General features: G+C 69.0%; 13 protein-coding genes. 2 read left to right on the forward strand and 11 right to left on the reverse strand.

The annotated features are described in order from the left end of the window. Positions 1 to 25 precede the first annotated feature (25 nt). Positions 26 to 415, forward strand: a complete 390-nt coding sequence (locus tag RCP80_RS13635; RefSeq protein WP_308478177.1) for an ATPase — start codon at positions 26 to 28, stop codon at positions 413 to 415. A 3-nt stretch (positions 416 to 418) separates the two neighbouring features. Here RCP80_RS13635 and RCP80_RS13640 read toward each other — a convergent pair whose 3' ends face one another. Beyond that, positions 419 to 1,663 carry a sulfotransferase family protein gene (locus tag RCP80_RS13640; protein ID WP_308478178.1) on the reverse strand — a complete coding sequence of 415 codons (1,245 nt, stop codon included), beginning with the start codon at positions 1,661 to 1,663 and terminating at the stop codon, positions 419 to 421. Positions 1,664 to 1,737: 74 nt separating this feature from the next. Here RCP80_RS13640 and RCP80_RS13645 point away from each other — a divergent pair, with 74 nt between their 5' ends. After that, positions 1,738 to 2,886 carry a DUF1214 domain-containing protein gene (locus tag RCP80_RS13645; protein ID WP_308478179.1) on the forward strand — a complete coding sequence of 383 codons (1,149 nt, stop codon included), beginning with the start codon at positions 1,738 to 1,740 and terminating at the stop codon, positions 2,884 to 2,886. Here the strand turns inward: RCP80_RS13645 and RCP80_RS13650 are convergent. From RCP80_RS13650 to uvrC, 10 genes are all read right to left on the reverse strand, one after another. Continuing rightward, a complete protein-coding gene (locus tag RCP80_RS13650) occupies positions 2,879 to 3,472 on the reverse strand; it encodes a TetR/AcrR family transcriptional regulator (protein ID WP_308478180.1) in 594 nt (197 codons plus the stop codon). The genes RCP80_RS13645 and RCP80_RS13650 overlap by 8 nt on opposite strands. Positions 3,473 to 3,503: 31 nt before the next feature. Further along, complete coding sequence (ppc, locus tag RCP80_RS13655) at positions 3,504 to 6,305, reverse strand: phosphoenolpyruvate carboxylase (protein ID WP_308478181.1); 2,802 nt, start codon at positions 6,303 to 6,305, stop codon at positions 3,504 to 3,506. Positions 6,306 to 6,359: 54 nt separating this feature from the next. Continuing rightward, positions 6,360 to 6,596 carry a preprotein translocase subunit SecG gene (gene secG, locus RCP80_RS13660; protein ID WP_308478182.1) on the reverse strand — a complete coding sequence of 79 codons (237 nt, stop codon included), beginning with the start codon at positions 6,594 to 6,596 and terminating at the stop codon, positions 6,360 to 6,362. Positions 6,597 to 6,620: 24 nt separating this feature from the next. Continuing rightward, positions 6,621 to 7,406 (reverse strand): triose-phosphate isomerase, encoded by a 786-nt coding sequence (gene tpiA, locus RCP80_RS13665; RefSeq protein ID WP_308478183.1) that lies wholly within the window; start codon positions 7,404 to 7,406, stop codon positions 6,621 to 6,623. 21 nt (positions 7,407 to 7,427) lie between these two features. Next, positions 7,428 to 8,666 carry a phosphoglycerate kinase gene (locus tag RCP80_RS13670; protein ID WP_308478184.1) on the reverse strand — a complete coding sequence of 413 codons (1,239 nt, stop codon included), beginning with the start codon at positions 8,664 to 8,666 and terminating at the stop codon, positions 7,428 to 7,430. A 14-nt stretch (positions 8,667 to 8,680) separates the two neighbouring features. After that, positions 8,681 to 9,703, reverse strand: coding sequence for a type I glyceraldehyde-3-phosphate dehydrogenase (gene gap, locus RCP80_RS13675; protein WP_308478185.1), 1,023 nt, complete (start codon positions 9,701 to 9,703; stop codon positions 8,681 to 8,683). A 104-nt stretch (positions 9,704 to 9,807) separates the two neighbouring features. After that, positions 9,808 to 10,785 carry a DNA-binding protein WhiA gene (gene whiA, locus RCP80_RS13680; protein WP_308478186.1) on the reverse strand — a complete coding sequence of 326 codons (978 nt, stop codon included), beginning with the start codon at positions 10,783 to 10,785 and terminating at the stop codon, positions 9,808 to 9,810. Next, positions 10,782 to 11,831 (reverse strand): uridine diphosphate-N-acetylglucosamine-binding protein YvcK, encoded by a 1,050-nt coding sequence (gene yvcK / locus RCP80_RS13685; protein WP_308478187.1) that lies wholly within the window; start codon positions 11,829 to 11,831, stop codon positions 10,782 to 10,784. Before yvcK ends, whiA begins: the two co-directional genes overlap by 4 nt. Continuing rightward, on the reverse strand, positions 11,828 to 12,757 hold the full coding sequence (rapZ, locus tag RCP80_RS13690; protein WP_308478188.1) for an RNase adapter RapZ: 930 nt from the start codon (positions 12,755 to 12,757) through the stop codon (positions 11,828 to 11,830). Before rapZ ends, yvcK begins: the two co-directional genes overlap by 4 nt. After that, positions 12,754 to 14,796 (reverse strand): excinuclease ABC subunit UvrC, encoded by a 2,043-nt coding sequence (gene uvrC / locus RCP80_RS13695; RefSeq protein WP_308478189.1) that lies wholly within the window; start codon positions 14,794 to 14,796, stop codon positions 12,754 to 12,756. Before uvrC ends, rapZ begins: the two co-directional genes overlap by 4 nt.

Raw genomic sequence — 14,796 nt, forward strand, 5'->3', positions numbered from 1 at the left:
GACGTGGGCCGTCATACTTGGCGGCATGGCAGACAAAGACGTCAGCGCCGAGGGCTCAGCCCACCGCGCCCGCCCGGCTCAGCAGCGGCTCCGGACCCTGGCCCAGGCGGCGTTGAACGCCGACGTCACCGTGGGTCAGGTGGACACGGTGTTGCAGGGCCTCTCGGAGACGCTGGAGGACCTCAACCACTCGACCGACAACCTCGACGCCACCATGGAGCGGTTCAACGCGACCATCAGCCGCATCGACGAGTTGGCGCCGCGGCTGGTGGCGGTGGTGGAGCGGCTCGAGGGCATTGTCGATCGCGTCGAGCGGCTGGTCGGGGTCGGGGAGGCGGTGGTGTCCCCGATCGCCGCCACCGAGAACGCGGTGCGCGGGGCGATCACCGCGGTGCGTAATCGCGCCGGACTGTAGGCGTCACCGCACGAACCGTTCGACGTACGGCGCGAACCGCCGCCGCAGATCCGCGCGGTCCAGTCCCAGGTCCTCGGCGCGGTAGTCGATGCGTCCGAGCCGGCCCCGCCGGTGTCCCCGCAGGTAATCCGCGACCGCGGCGCGCGACTGCGCGCTGGGCTGGTATCCGGCGACGTCCCAGATCCGTTGCACCATTGCCAGATCGTCGGCCATGAACTCATCGAAGCGCACGTCGATGGTGCGCTCGGCCGGCAGCTTCGGGTGGTCGCGCAGGCACGCGCCCAGCATCTCCTCGATGCGGCCGATCCAATAGCCGGCGACCGTGGCGACGTCGACCCGGTCCACGCTCATCCGCATCGTGTAGGTCATCATCGTCGCCATCGACACCGACACGTCCACCGGATCACGGTGGGTGACAATGAATGTCGCGTCGGGAAAGACGTTCATGATCGGTACGAACTGCTCGAGGTGCTGCGGGCTCTTGAGCACCCAGCGGCGGTGGTGGCCGTCCTGATGGGTGAGCACCTGCAACATCATCCGCAGGAACTGGTAGCCGGGGCTCTGGTCGTGGTCGCGCAGGTAGTCCGACCACCGCGGCAGGTGAGTCAGCGTCGTGAAGAAGCCGCTGGCGAAGTCCTGGACCATCAACCCGATGTCCTCGTGGATGTGGTCGACGGTCATCTCGTGCATCAGCTGGAAGTACGGCATCAAGGTGTTGGAGATGTTCAGCGCGTCGCCGGTGCGTTGGCGGCGCGGCGCAGTGCTGCCCTCCTCCCCCGGCGCCGGCAGCGGTTCCTGCGCCTCCCAGTACGGCAGCGAGCGCAGCGCCGGATCGGCCGCGAGCAGACTGTGCAGATGCGTGGTGCCGGTACGGGGCAACCCGGCGATGATCAGCGGTGCCTCGACCTCGATGTCGAAGATCTCCGGATGCCGCTTGAGGTGGTCGATGACCCGCAACCGGCCCTTGAGAAAGGTCAGCATCAGCGCGAACGCGTAGGTGCGGCCGAACGCCGTGAAGTTGGGCAACTCGCCGAATGCCTGCAGCAGGACCGCCATCCGCTCGCGGTAGTCCTGGGAGCCGAAGTCGGTCAGCCCGGTCTGGGCGGTGGCCTGCTCGTGCAGTGCCGCGGCGGTCAGCGGGCAGTAGTCGGCCATCGCGGACATCCCGTCGATGATGGCCTGGGCCTCGGGACTGAAGGTGGGACGGGCCAGATCGGTGATGCGGATGGCCGCCGAGGGTGCATTCACAAGTCCGCACCCTAACGCAACGCCGTTACAGATTTTACACAATTCGTTGCATCGTATGTTGTTAGCATGTCGGGATGACGACCCCGGACAGCGCCACCGCATGGCGCGAGTTGCTCAGCGCGTTCGCCGATTTCGACCGGCACTTCCTGGCAGGGCCCAAGGCCGTCCGGGGTGAGGTCGCGGTGGCCGAGGGCTACCACAACCTGGCCACCATGTTGGCGTTGACGTTGGACATGAGCCTGTTCGCCGACCCCGTCGCGCCCCGGTTAATCGACACGCTGACCCCGTTTCGCCCCGATCGGCGCTGGGGCGGCGACAACACCGACTGCTACTACGGCTACGCGATGGTGGATCCGCGCCGCACCTATCGGGTCAGCGGCCGCCCCAATGACAGCGCCATGTACTCGGTGACGGTCTACAACGAGCCCGAACCGGGCGCGTGGCCCAACCGCACCGTCGGACTGCTCTACGACACCGACATGCCGCTGGGCGCCGACGGCGACTTCGAGTGCGTGCTGGGCCCGGCCCGCCCGGCCGGCTACGACGGCCCGTTCATCGAACTGTCCCCCGACGCACACGGCATCATCACGCGCGACTACCACGAACACCCCGACACCGCTCGCCGCGTTGACTGGCACATCGAGGTGATCGACCATGGGGGCCTGCCGGTCCGGCCGGCGAAAACCGATGCGGCCGTGGCCGCCTCGCTGCGGGCGGCGCTTCGGTTCGCGCAGGACATGTACGCGTTGATTCCGCTGATCCTGATGGAACGCACACCGGCCGAACTCGCCGACAGTCAGTCGCTGACCACCAACACCATTGCCCCGCCATACCGGGCCGGCGGCGCGACCCATGGGTACTCGATGCAGGACGCCTGCTACGGCCTGGGCGGGTTTGCCCTGGAACCCGGTGAGGCGCTGGTGATCACGACTCGGCATCCGAGCTGCCGATACTGGAACTTCACGCTGTGGAATCAGTACATGGCCGCGCTCGATGTCGACTACGGCCGGGCCGGAATCAATTCCGGCACCGCGGTTCCCAACAGCGACGGCACCGTGACCATGGTGATCAGCCGGGAACTGCTCGCGCATCCGAACGCGATCTCGACCAAGGACCACCCCGAAGGCCTGATGTCGTTCCGCTGGTTCCACGCCGATGATCTGCCCGAGCGGCCGACGGCCGCGGTGGTGCCGGTCGCCGAGGCGCCGCGCGACCTCAGCTGAGCACCGGGGCGATCCAGCGGCGCAAGTAGGCGCGTAGGTCGGCGGCCGAGCGCGGCGGGTGCGGCGGCGCGAGCACCATCGACTGGATCATCCGCAGCAGGTACTCGACCAGGTCGTCCATCGCGGCATCGGTGAAACCCAGCTCGGCCCAGTCGATCTGGGCGTGTTCGAGCATGCTGCGCGAGCGGCCGATGGCCTCCGGCAGCACCATGGCCCGGCTGAACGCCCGCGCCCGGTCGGTGTCGAGCAACTGCGCGAGCAGCGGTTCCGACGGCAGCCGTTCGATCAGGTGGGCCACCGCCTCGACGAGCAGTTCGACGGGATCGGCCATGCCGACCGTCAGTTCCGCGATCCGCGCGGTCCACCCGGCCAGCGCCACGTCGGCGGCCGCGGCCAGCAGGTCGTCGACCGTGGCGAATTGCCGGTAGACGGTGGGTCGGGTGATGCCGAGATCGGCGGCCACCAGCGACAGCGTGGTGCGCTGCAAGCCGTGGCGTTCGATCATCCGCAGCGCGGCATCCACCATGCGCTTGCGGGCCTCGGCATCGTCGCCGGGCGGCAGCCCCCGCCAACCCCTGCGTCCCATACCGCGCGAGTCTAACCGGGGCGTGGCGTGCTCAGCCGCTGTTGCGCAGTGCGGAGGCCAGCCCGCTCATGGTCAGCAGAATGCCGCGCTGCACCAGTTCGTCGTCGTCGCCGCTGCGGTACCGGCGCAACAGTTCGACCTGCAGATGGTTCAGTGGTTCCAGGTAGGGAAACCGGTTGAACACCGAGCGCGCCAGCGCCGGGTTGTCGGCCAGCAGGTCATCGTGGCCGGTGATGAGCTTGTGCATGGCGATCGTGCGGGCATGTTCGGCGCGGATCTGGTCGAACACCCGGCGCCGCAGCGCGACATCCTCGACCAGTTCGGCGTAGCGGGCCGCCAGGCCCAGGTCCGACTTCGCCAGCACCTGAGCCATGTTCGACAACACGCTCGCGAAGAACGGCCAGCGTCGGTAGAGCTCCCGCAGCGACTCGAGGCGCTGCCCGCGGCCCGCGTCGTCGCCGAGGAAGCCCTCGATCGCGGTGCCGGTGCCATACCAACCCGGCAGCATCACCCGCGATTGGCTCCAGGCCAGTACCCACGGAATCGCCCGTAGGTCGGCGATCTCGGTGGTGGCCTTTCGCGAGGTCGGCCGGCTGCCGATGTTCAGGTCGCCGATCTCGCTGACCGGGGTGGAGGCGGTGAAATAATCCACGAAACCCGGTGTCTCGTGCACCAATTCGGCATACGCGCGCTGCGCCCGGGCGGCCAGGTCATCGAGGGTCCGGTAGGCGCCTTCCGCGAGGCCCCCGAGCCCTTCGGTGTCGAGCAGCGTGGCCTCCAGCGTCGCGGCCACCAGCGTCTCCAGGTTGCGCCGGGCCATTCGCGGCTCGGCGTACTTGGCGGCGATCACCTCACCCTGCTCGGTGAGCCGCAACGACCCCCGGACCGCGCCCGGCGGTTGCGCCAGGATCGCGTCGTAGCTCGGTCCGCCGCCGCGTCCGACCGTGCCGCCGCGACCGTGGAAGAGCCGCAACCGAATTCCGGTGCGCCGCGCCATCTCGACCAGGTCCAGCTCGGCCCGGTACAGCGCCCAGTTGGCGGCCAGGTAGCCGCCGTCCTTGTTGGAGTCCGAGTAGCCCAGCATCACCTCCTGACTCTCGCCGCGCGCCCGCACCAGCGCGCGGTAGCCCGGCACGGTCAGCACCTCGGTCATGACGGTGGCGCCGCGTTGCAGGTCGTCGATGGTTTCGAACAGCGGCACGATGCCCACCGGGCAGTACGGCCGGTCCGCGGCGGCGTCGAGCAGGCCGGCCTCCTTGAGCAACACCGCGGCCTCGAGCAGATCCGACACCGATCGACACATCGAGATGATGTAGTTGGGGACCGCATCGGCGCCGAAGACCCGCACGGCACGGGCGGCCGCCCCGATGATGTCGAGTTCCTTGCGGGCCAGCTCCGACAGTTCGGCCGTCGGCGTGGTCAGCGGCCGCCGCGTGGCCAACTCTGCGACCAGCAGTTCGACCCGCTCCGGCTCGGGCAACGCGGTGTAGTCCGGGTGCACGCCGGCCCACGCCAGCAGCTCGGCGAGCACCTGTTCGTGCACGTCGGAGTTCTGCCGCAGGTCGAGACCGCTGAGGTGAAAACCGAAGACGCGCACCGCTTCCCGCAGCCGAGCCAGGCGGTCGTCGGCCAGCAGCGTGCTGCCGTGGCCGCGCAGCGAGGTGTCGATCGCGTCGAGGTCGGCCAGCAGCTCGCGCGGGGTGTCATAGCGCGGCAGGCCGAGGTCGAGTTCGTGTTCGGGTTGGCGATCCAGTATCTCGGATGCGGTCGCCGTCAGGCGTCCGTGGACGACGCGCAGCGCCCGCCGGTACGGTTCGTCGGCCCGGGCCGGGTCGTGGCAGTCCTGCGCCAGCGCGGCGACCGCGTCGGTGACCGTGACCAGCCGCGCCGACATCGACAGCTCCTCCTCGAGCGCGGTCAGCTCCGCGAAGTAATGCCGGAACGCGACGTGGGCGGCGTTGCCGGTGGCCAGCCGCACCACCTCGGCGGTGACGTTGGGATTGCCGTCGCGATCGCCGCCGATCCACGATCCGGGCCGCAGGATCGGGCCGGTCAGCAGCTCGGCATCGGGCCACCGGCGCTGCAACGCGGCGCGCACCTCGGCGTTGACCTGCGGGATGACCTCGAGGAACGCGGCCTCGTAGTACCGCAGACCGGTTTCGATCTCGTCGGAGATCTTCAATCGAGACAGCCGGATCAGCGCGGTCTGCCACATCATCAGGATCTGCCGGCGCAGTTCGCGCTCGACATCGGCGTCGCCGGCATCAGCGCCCCCGCGGGCCCGCTGCCGCATCAGCTCGGTGATGCGGTGCTGGGTCTCGAAGACCGTGCGGCGGCGCGTCTCGGTGGGGTGGGCCGTGATGACCGGGGACACCAGCGCCCCGGCCAACGCCTCGGCGACCGCGTCGGCGTCCAGGTCGGCGGCATCCAGCTTGGCGTAGGTCGCCGCCAGGCTGCTGTTCTGCGGCGGCTCCCCGGCGGCGACGTGGATGGCACGGCGCCGTTCCCGGTGAATGTCCTCGGCCACGTTGGCGAGCAGGGCGAAGTGGGTGAAGGCACGGATGACCGGGATGGCCTGGCGGGCCTCGATGCCGGCGAACAGCTGCGCCAGCTCAGTGCGGTCGATCTCGGAGCGCCGCACCCGGAACGACTCGACCCGGGCGCGCTCGACGAGGTCGAAGACGGCCGCACCGTTCTGTTCCCGGACGGTGTCGCCGAGCATCGCCCCCAGCAGCCGGATGTCCTCGCGCATCGGCTCGGTGGCCGCCCGCCCGATCGGGGTGCGACGGACGGCGCCGATCGGCTCCAGTTCGCTGTCTGCGGCTGCGGCCATGGCTGTCAGTATCTACGGGGCGGCCGGCGCGCGCACTGCCGGCGCGGCAGCGGGCTAGGCGCCGTACTTGATCTGCAGCCCGATACCGACGATGGTGACCACCCAGATACCGGTGACGAACAGCGTCAACCGGTCGAGGTTCTTCTCCACCACGGTCGATCCCGACAGGCTCGATTGCACGCCACCGCCGAACAACGTGGACAGCCCGCCGCCCTTGGCGCGGTGCAACAGCACCAACACAATCACCAGCAGGCTGGTGATTATCAAGAGGATTTGCAGGCCGGATTCCATGGCAGACACCTTACACGGGGTAACTCAGGGCAACGGACCGCCGGCGGCGATGGCCGACAGCGTCGCGAACTGCTCGCCGTCCAGCGACGCCCCGCCGACCAGGGCACCGTCGACATCGCGTTGGGCGACGATCTCGCCGACGTTCTTGGCGTTGACCGAGCCGCCGTAGAGCACCCGCACGCCCTCGGCGACCTCCGGGCCGGCCAGCTGACCGAGTTCGCCGCGGATGGCCGCGCACACCTCCTGCGCGTCGGCCGCGCTGGCCACCCGCCCGGTGCCGATGGCCCACACGGGCTCGTAGGCGATCACCACGGTGCCGATCTGCTCGGCCGACAGCCCCGCCACCGACGCCTTGAGTTGCGCGACGTTGTAGTCGACGTGCTCGCCGGCCTCCCGGACCTCCAGGCCCTCGCCGATGCAGACGATCGGGGTCAGGCCGTGCCGCAGGGCCGCGGCGGCCTTGGCCGCCACCAGGGCGTTGTCCTCCTGGTGGTAGGTGCGTCGCTCCGAATGCCCCACGACGGCGAAGGTGCAGCCCAGCTTCGCCAGGAAGGCGCCGCTGATCTCGCCGGTGTAGGCCCCGGAATCGTGCTGGGACAGATCCTGGGCGCCGTAGGTGAGCCGCAGCTTGTCGCCGTCGACCAGGGTCTGCACGCTGCGTAGATCGGTGAACGGCGGGATCACCGTGACGTCGACCTTGTCGAAGTACTTGTCCGGCAACGAGAATGCGATCTTCTGCACCAAGGCGATGGCCTCGAAGTGATTGAGGTTCATCTTCCAGTTGCCGGCGATCAAGGGCTTACGGGACACGTGGTTCTCCTAGCAATCTGCTCAGTTCTCCAGGACCGAAATGCCGGGCAGGTCCTTGCCCTCGAGATACTCCAGGGAGGCGCCTCCCCCGGTGGAAATGTGCGAGAAGCCGTCGTCGGGCAGCCCCAACGCCCGCACCGCGGCCGCCGAGTCACCCCCGCCGACCACGCTGAAGGCGCCCTTCTCGGTGGCCGTGATGATGGCCTCGGCCACCCCCTTGGTGCCGGCCGAGAACGCCGGGAACTCGAACACGCCCATGGGGCCGTTCCAGAACACCGTCTTGGCGTTGGACAGCAGCGCGGTGAAGCGCCGCACCGACTCGGGACCGATGTCCAGGCCCATCTTGTCGGCCGGAATGCGGTCCGCGGGCACGGTCTCCGGCGGCGAATCGGCGGCGAACTTCTCGGCCACCACGATGTCCACCGGCAGGTGGATCACGTCGCCGTAGTCCTCGAGCAGTTTGCGGCAGGTGTCGATCATCTCCTCCTGCAGCAGCGAGGAGCCGACCGGAAGTCCTTGGGCGGCAAGGAAGGTGAAGCACATCCCGCCGCCGATGATCAGGCTGTCGGCCTTGGTCGCCAAGCTTTCGATGACCGCCAGCTTGTCCGATACCTTCGACCCGCCCAACACCACGGCGTAGGGCCGCTCGCTGGACTCGGTGAGCTGCGCCAAGACCTTGACCTCGGTCGCCACCAGATTGCCCGCGTAGTGCGGCAGCAAAGTGGCGACGTCATAGACCGAGGCCTGCTTGCGGTGCACCACCCCGAAGCCGTCCGAGACGAAGGCCGGCTCGGGTCCGCCGGGGGTGTCGACCAGCTCCACCAGGGCCTGGGCCAAGGCGCGGCGTTCGGCGTCGTCCTTGCTGGTCTCGCGGGGGTCGAAGCGGATGTTCTCGAGCAGCAGCACGTCCCCGTCGGTGAGTCCTTCGGCGCGGGCCAGTGCGTCGGTGCCCACCACGTCACCGGCCAGCTGGACGTGCCGTCCGAGCCGTTCGCCGAGCTCCCGGGCCACCGGGGCCAGGGAGAACTTCGGATCCGGCGCGCCCTTGGGGCGACCGAGATGGGCGGTCACCACCAGCTTGGCACCCGCGTCGGCGAGGGCCTGCAGCGTCGGCAGCGAGGCGATGATGCGGCCCGGGTCAGAAATTCGGGCGATGTTTCCGTCCTGGTACTCCAGCGGGACGTTCAGGTCGGAGCGAATCAACACGCCCCGCCCCGAAACGCCTTCCGCCAGAAGGTCATCAAGTGTCTTGACGCTCATCGGTGCGGTACCGCTCAGAGCGACTTGCCGACCAGCGCGATGAGATCCACCAGCCGGTTGGAGTAGCCCCACTCGTTGTCGTACCAGGACACCACCTTGGCCTGGTTGTCGATCACCTTGGTCAGGCCCGAGTCGAACAGCGAGCTGTGCGGATCGGTGACGATGTCACTGGACACGATCGGCGCGTCGTAGTACTTCATGATGCCCTTGAGCTTGCCCTCAGCCGCACCCTTCATCGCCGCGTTGATCTCGTCGGCGGTGGCCGACTTGCGCAGTTCGGCGGTCAGGTCGGTGACCGAACCGGTGGGGATCGGCACCCGCAGCGCGTAGCCGTCCAGCTTGCCCTTCAGCTCGGGCAGCACCAGGCCGATGGCCTTGGCCGCACCGGTGGAGGTCGGCACGATGTTGATCGCGGCGGCGCGGGCGCGGCGCAGGTCGCTGTGCGGGCCGTCCTGCAGGTTCTGGTCCTGGGTGTAGGCGTGGATGGTGGTCATCAGGCCCTTGACGATGCCGAACTCGTCGTTGAGGACCTTGGCCAGCGGGCCCAGGCAGTTAGTGGTGCACGAGGCGTTGGAGATGATGTTCTGGCTGCCGTCGTACTTGTCATCGTTGACGCCGAGCACGATGGTGATGTCCTCGTCGCTGGCCGGCGCGGAGATGATGACCTTCTTGGCGCCGGCATCGAGGTGGCCCTGCGCCTTGTCACGCTTGGTGAAGATGCCGGTGGATTCCACGACGACGTCCACGCCGAGGTCGCCCCACGGCAGTGCGGCGGGACCTTCCTTGACCTCCAGGGCCTTGATCTTGTGGTCGCCGATGACGATGGTGTCGTCGCCCTCGAGGCTGACCTCCTCGGGCAACCGGCCCAGGATCGAGTCGAACTTGAGCAGATGCGCCAGGCTCGCGTTGTCGGTGAGGTCGTTGACCGCCACGATTTCGATGTCAGTGTTCTGGCCGAGCGCCTTCTGCGCCGCCAGCGCCCGGTAGAAGTTGCGGCCGATGCGGCCGAAGCCGTTCACGCCAACCCGGATGGTCACTTGTGTCTCCTCTTTGTCCGGCTTCGATGTACTACTGCTGCTCAGCCTAATGGGACGCTCGAACCCCCACGCAGGTTGGTTCCGATTACCCGCGGGCCACCCGATCAGGCGTCTTCGAGCAACTCCGGGGTGACGGCCGACTCGGTGTCGGGGATGCCGTCCTGTTTGGCCTTGCGGTCGGCCATCGACAACAGTCGCCGAATACGGCCGGCTACAGCGTCTTTCGTCATCGGTGGGTCCGCGAGCCGGCCGAGCTCCTCCAGCGAAGCCTGACGATGCTCGACCCGAAGTTTGCCCGCGGCCGCCAGGTGATCCGGCACACCATCGCCGAGAATGGCCAGCGCGCGCTCCACCCGCGCCGCCGCGGCGACCGCGGCGCGCGCCGATCGGCGCAGGTTGGCGTCATCGAAGTTGGCCAGCCGGTTGGCGGTCGCCCGGACCTCGCGGCGCATCCGGCGCTCCTCCCAGGTGAGCCGGGTGTCCTGGGCGCCCATCCGGGTCAGCAGCGCGCCGATCGCCTCACCGTCGCGCACCACCACCCGGTCCGCGCCGCGCACCTCCCGGGCCTTGGCGCTGACCCCGAGCCGGCGAGCCGCGCCGACCAGTGCCAGGGCGGCCTCCGGTCCGGGGCAGCTGACCTCCAGTGCCGAGGAGCGGCCGGGTTCGGTCAACGACCCGTGCGCCAGAAACGCGCCCCGCCAGGCCGCTTCGGCGTCGCCGACGTTGCCGCCGACCACCTGGGCGGGCAGGCCGCGCACCGGGCGGCCCCGCAGATCGAGCAGGCCGGTCTGCCGGGCCAACGCCTCGCCGTCCTTGGCGACCCGCACCACGTAACGGGTGTTCTTGCGAATTCCGCTGGCCGACAACACATGAACGATGGCGTTGTACCCGTACAGGTCGAAGATGTCCTTGCGCAGTCGGCGGGCGATGATGCCCAGGTCGACCTCGGCCTCGACGACCACCCGGCCGGCCACGATGTGCAACCCGCCGGCGAACCGCAACAACGACGCCACCTCGGCGCGCCGCGCACTGACGGAATTCACCACCAGTCGGCTCAGTTCATCCTTAACCTCAGCCGTCATCGCCACGGGTCGTCACCTCTCGGTCCATTCAGACGCGTTCCATCCCGTTCGCCGGGGGCCGTTGTCGGCACGGTAGCCGTCGTGGGCATCGTTGGCATCTCCCCCCGCTGTCCCACCGCCAGCAGGGCCGCGGCCAGCTTTGCCGGGTCATGTAATGGTGTACCAGCTCGGGAGACGTCAGCAAACTGCACCTCGGCGGCGAGCATGCTCGCGGTGCGCCGCAATTGGCCGCGTTCACGCTCGCCGGACACCCGGTCGGCGTCCACGACGATGTCGTGCACGGTGAACTCCGGCGCGTGCTGCGAGAGCACGTGCAGATGCCGCTCGGCCGAGAATCCGGCCGTCTCGCCGGGCTGATCGGCGAGATTGAGCACCAGCGCTCGCCGGGCCGTGGTGGCCCGCAGTGCCGCGGCCAGGCCCGGCACCAGCAGGTGCGGGATGACGCTGGTGAACCAGGAGCCTGGCCCGAGCACCACCAGGTCGGCGTCCATGATCGCGTCGACGGCCTGCCGGGTGGCCGGCGGGTTACCCGGCAGCAGCCGGACCCGACGCACGTTGCCGGGTGTGGTGGCGATGGCCACCTGACCGCGGATCGATCGACTCATCCGCGGATCGGATTCCAGGCCGGCCACATCGGCCTCGATCTGCAGCGCGATCGGGCACATCGGCAGCACCCGGCCCTTGACCCCGAGGATGCGTCCGACCTCGTCGAGGGCGGCCACCGGGTCGGCCAGCACCTCGTTGAGCCCGGCCAGCATGAGATTGCCGATGGGATGGCCTGCCAGGGCGCCGTTGCCGCCGAAGCGGTGCTGGATGATGGTCGCCCACAGCCGGCCGTGCGGGCTGTCGGATGCCAACGCGGCCAACGCCATTCGCAGATCGCCGGGGGGCACGATGTCGAGTTCGCTGCGGAGCCGCCCCGAGGACCCGCCGTCGTCGGCGACCGTCACCACCGCCGTGACATGCGGCGTCAACCGCCGGGCCGCCGACAGGGTCGCGTACAAGCCGTGGCCGCCGCCGAGCGCGACGATTCGCTGCGCCGTCATTCGCGGCCCAAATCCCGGTGCAGCGCCCGCACCGCCAGGCCGTCGCCGCGGCGCAGCCGCTCGGCCAGCGCCTCGGCCATCGCCACGCTGCGATGCTTACCGCCGGTACAACCGATGGCCACCGTCATGTATCGCTTGCCCTCCCGCCGATAGCCGTCGACCACCAGCCCCAGCAGTTCATGGTAGGTGTCGAGAAAGTGTTCGGCGCCCGGTTGGCCGAGTACGTAGTCGCGCACCGCCGGATGCTGACCGGTGTGGTTGCGCAACTCGTCGACCCAGTGCGGATTGGGCAGGAACCGCACATCCATCACCATGTCGGAGTCCATCGGCAGACCGTATTTGAATCCGAACGACTCGACGGTGACGCTGGTGACCGGCACGGTCTCGGGTCCGAACGCCCGCTCGATGCTCTCCCGCAGTTCGCGCACCGACAACCGCGAGGTGTCGATCACCAGGTCCGCCGAGGCCCGCACCGGCGCGAGCATCGCGCGCTCGGCGGCAATCCCCTCGGCCAGCGTCAGCTCGCCCTGCAGGGGGTGGCTGCGCCGATTGTTCTCGTAGCGCCGCACCAACATCTCGTCGGAGGCCTCCAGGAACAACACCCGGGGGGCGATGTCGCGGGTGGCCAGTTCGGTGCGCACCGAGTCGAGGTTGCCGGTGAAGCCCTTGGACCGGGCGTCCATCACCACCGCGAGTTGGGTGATGCGCGAGCCCGCCGCCAGGCCCAGGTCGACCATCCGCGCGATCAGCTCCGGCGGCAGGTTGTCTGCCACATACCAGCCCAGATCCTCGAGCACCTTGGCCGCGGTGCCGCGGCCCGCTCCGGACAGGCCGGTGACCAGCACCACGTCGATACCCGATCCGCCGTCCGCCCCGACCTCCCCCGCGTCGGCGCCACGTACCACTTCGTTTGTACCGTCCGTCATCTCGATGTCCGTTCAGCGCTGCCATCATCGCCCACGGCGGCGTCGGAGGGGGCCGATCCCCCAGAATCCGCGACTTCGGTGCCGGTCTCGGCAGGTCGCACACCGAGCGCGTCGAGCACCGCCGTGGCCGTCGCGAGCCCGATCCCGGGCACCGAGGTGATCTCGGCCACCGAGGCCTGTTTGAGCCGGGCCACCGAACCGAAGTGGGTCACCAGGGCACGGCGCCGATGCTCGCCCAGGCCCGGGATGGCATCCAGCGCCGAGGCCGTCATGCGCTTCGACCGCTTACTGCGGTGGAAGGTGATGGCAAAGCGATGCGCCTCGTCCCGCACCCGCTGCAGCAGATAGAGCCCCTCGCTGGTGCGCGGCATGATCACCGGATCGGGTTCCCCGGGCACCCAGATCTCCTCGAGCCGCTTGGCCAGCCCGACCACCGCGACATCGGTGATGCCCAACTCCGCCAGCACCGCGGCGGCGGCGTTGACCTGGGGAGCGCCGCCGTCGACCACATAGAGATTGGGTGGATAAGCAAACCGTCTCGATTTCCCTTCGGGAGCAAGCTCTTCGGTGTTCTGACTGTCTTGCAGGTGCCGCCAGAACCGGCGCCGGGTCACCTCGGCGATGGACGCGACGTCGTCGGAGCGGCCGTCGCCGGCCGCCTCCTTGATCGTGTAGTGCCGATAGTCGGACTTGCGGGGCAGCCCATCCTCGAATACCACCAGCGAGGCCACCACATCGGTGCCCTGCACGTGGCTGATGTCCACACACTCGATCCGCAGCGGCGCATCGGCCAACCCGAGCGCCTCCTGAATTCCCTGCAGGGCAGCAGATCTGGCATTGAAATCGCCGGCCCGCCTGAGCTTGTGCTGCTGCAGCGCCTCGACCGCATTGCGGCGCACGGTCTCGGCCAGGTCCTTCTTGTCGCCCCGTCGGGGCACCCGCAACGCGACCCGGGACCCGCGCAGCCCCGACAGCCAGGCGGCCACCTGCTCGGCGTCGCCGGGCAGGCACGGCACCAGGACCTCCCGCGGCACCGGATTGGCCGTCTCGTCGCCGCCGAGGTCGCTGGCGCTACCGAGCTCGGCCTGTTCACCGTAGAACTGGGTGAGGAACTGCTCGACGAGCTGCTCCTGGACGGTCTCCACCAGATCTCCCGGCTCGCTGGATTTTTCGACAATCCAGCCGCGTTGGCCGCGCACCCGGCCGCCACGGACGTGGAACACCTGCACCGCGGCCTCGAGGTCGTCGTCGGCGAACGCGACGACGTCGGCGTCGGTGCCGTCACCGAGTACCACGGCCTGCTTCTCCAGCGCCCGCCGCAGCGCCGACAGGTCATCGCGCAGCCGGGCGGCCCGCTCGAAATCCAGCACCTCGGCGGCCGCGGTCATCCGGTGCTCGAGTTCGCGCGCGAAGCGGTCGGTCTTACCGGAGAGGAAATCACAGAAATCCTCGACGATCTTGCGGTGTTCGTCGGCGCTGACCCGGCCCACGCAGGGCGCCGAGCACTTGTCGATGTAGCCGAGCAGGCAGGGGCGGCCGATCTGACTGTGCCGCTTGAACACTCCGGTCGAGCAGGTGCGGGCGGGGAACACCCGGGTGAGCAGGTCCAGGGTCTCCCGGATCGCCCAGGCGTGCGAGTACGGACCGAAGTAGCGCACCCCCTTGCGGCGCGGGCCGCGGTAGACGAACAGCCGGGGGTACTCCTCGTTGAGCGTGACGGCCAGCACCGGATACGACTTGTCGTCGCGGTAGCGGACGTTGAAACGCGGATCGAATTCCTTGATCCAGTTGTATTCGAGTTGCAGCGCCTCGACCTCGGTGGCGACGACGGTCCATTCGACCTTGGCGGCCGTGGTGACCATCTGCCGGGTCCGCGGGTGCAGGCCGGAGATGTCGGCGAAGTAGGAGGTGAGTCGGCTGCGTAGGCTCTTGGCCTTGCCGACGTAGATCACCCGGCCGTGCTGATCGGAGAACCGGTAGACGCCCGGCTCGACCGGGATGGATCCCGGGGCGGGGCGGTACGTCGCTGGATCAGGCAC

It is taken from the genome of Mycolicibacterium sp. MU0053, from assembly GCF_963378095.1.
Lineage (GTDB): Bacteria > Actinomycetota > Actinomycetes > Mycobacteriales > Mycobacteriaceae > Mycobacterium > Mycobacterium burgundiense.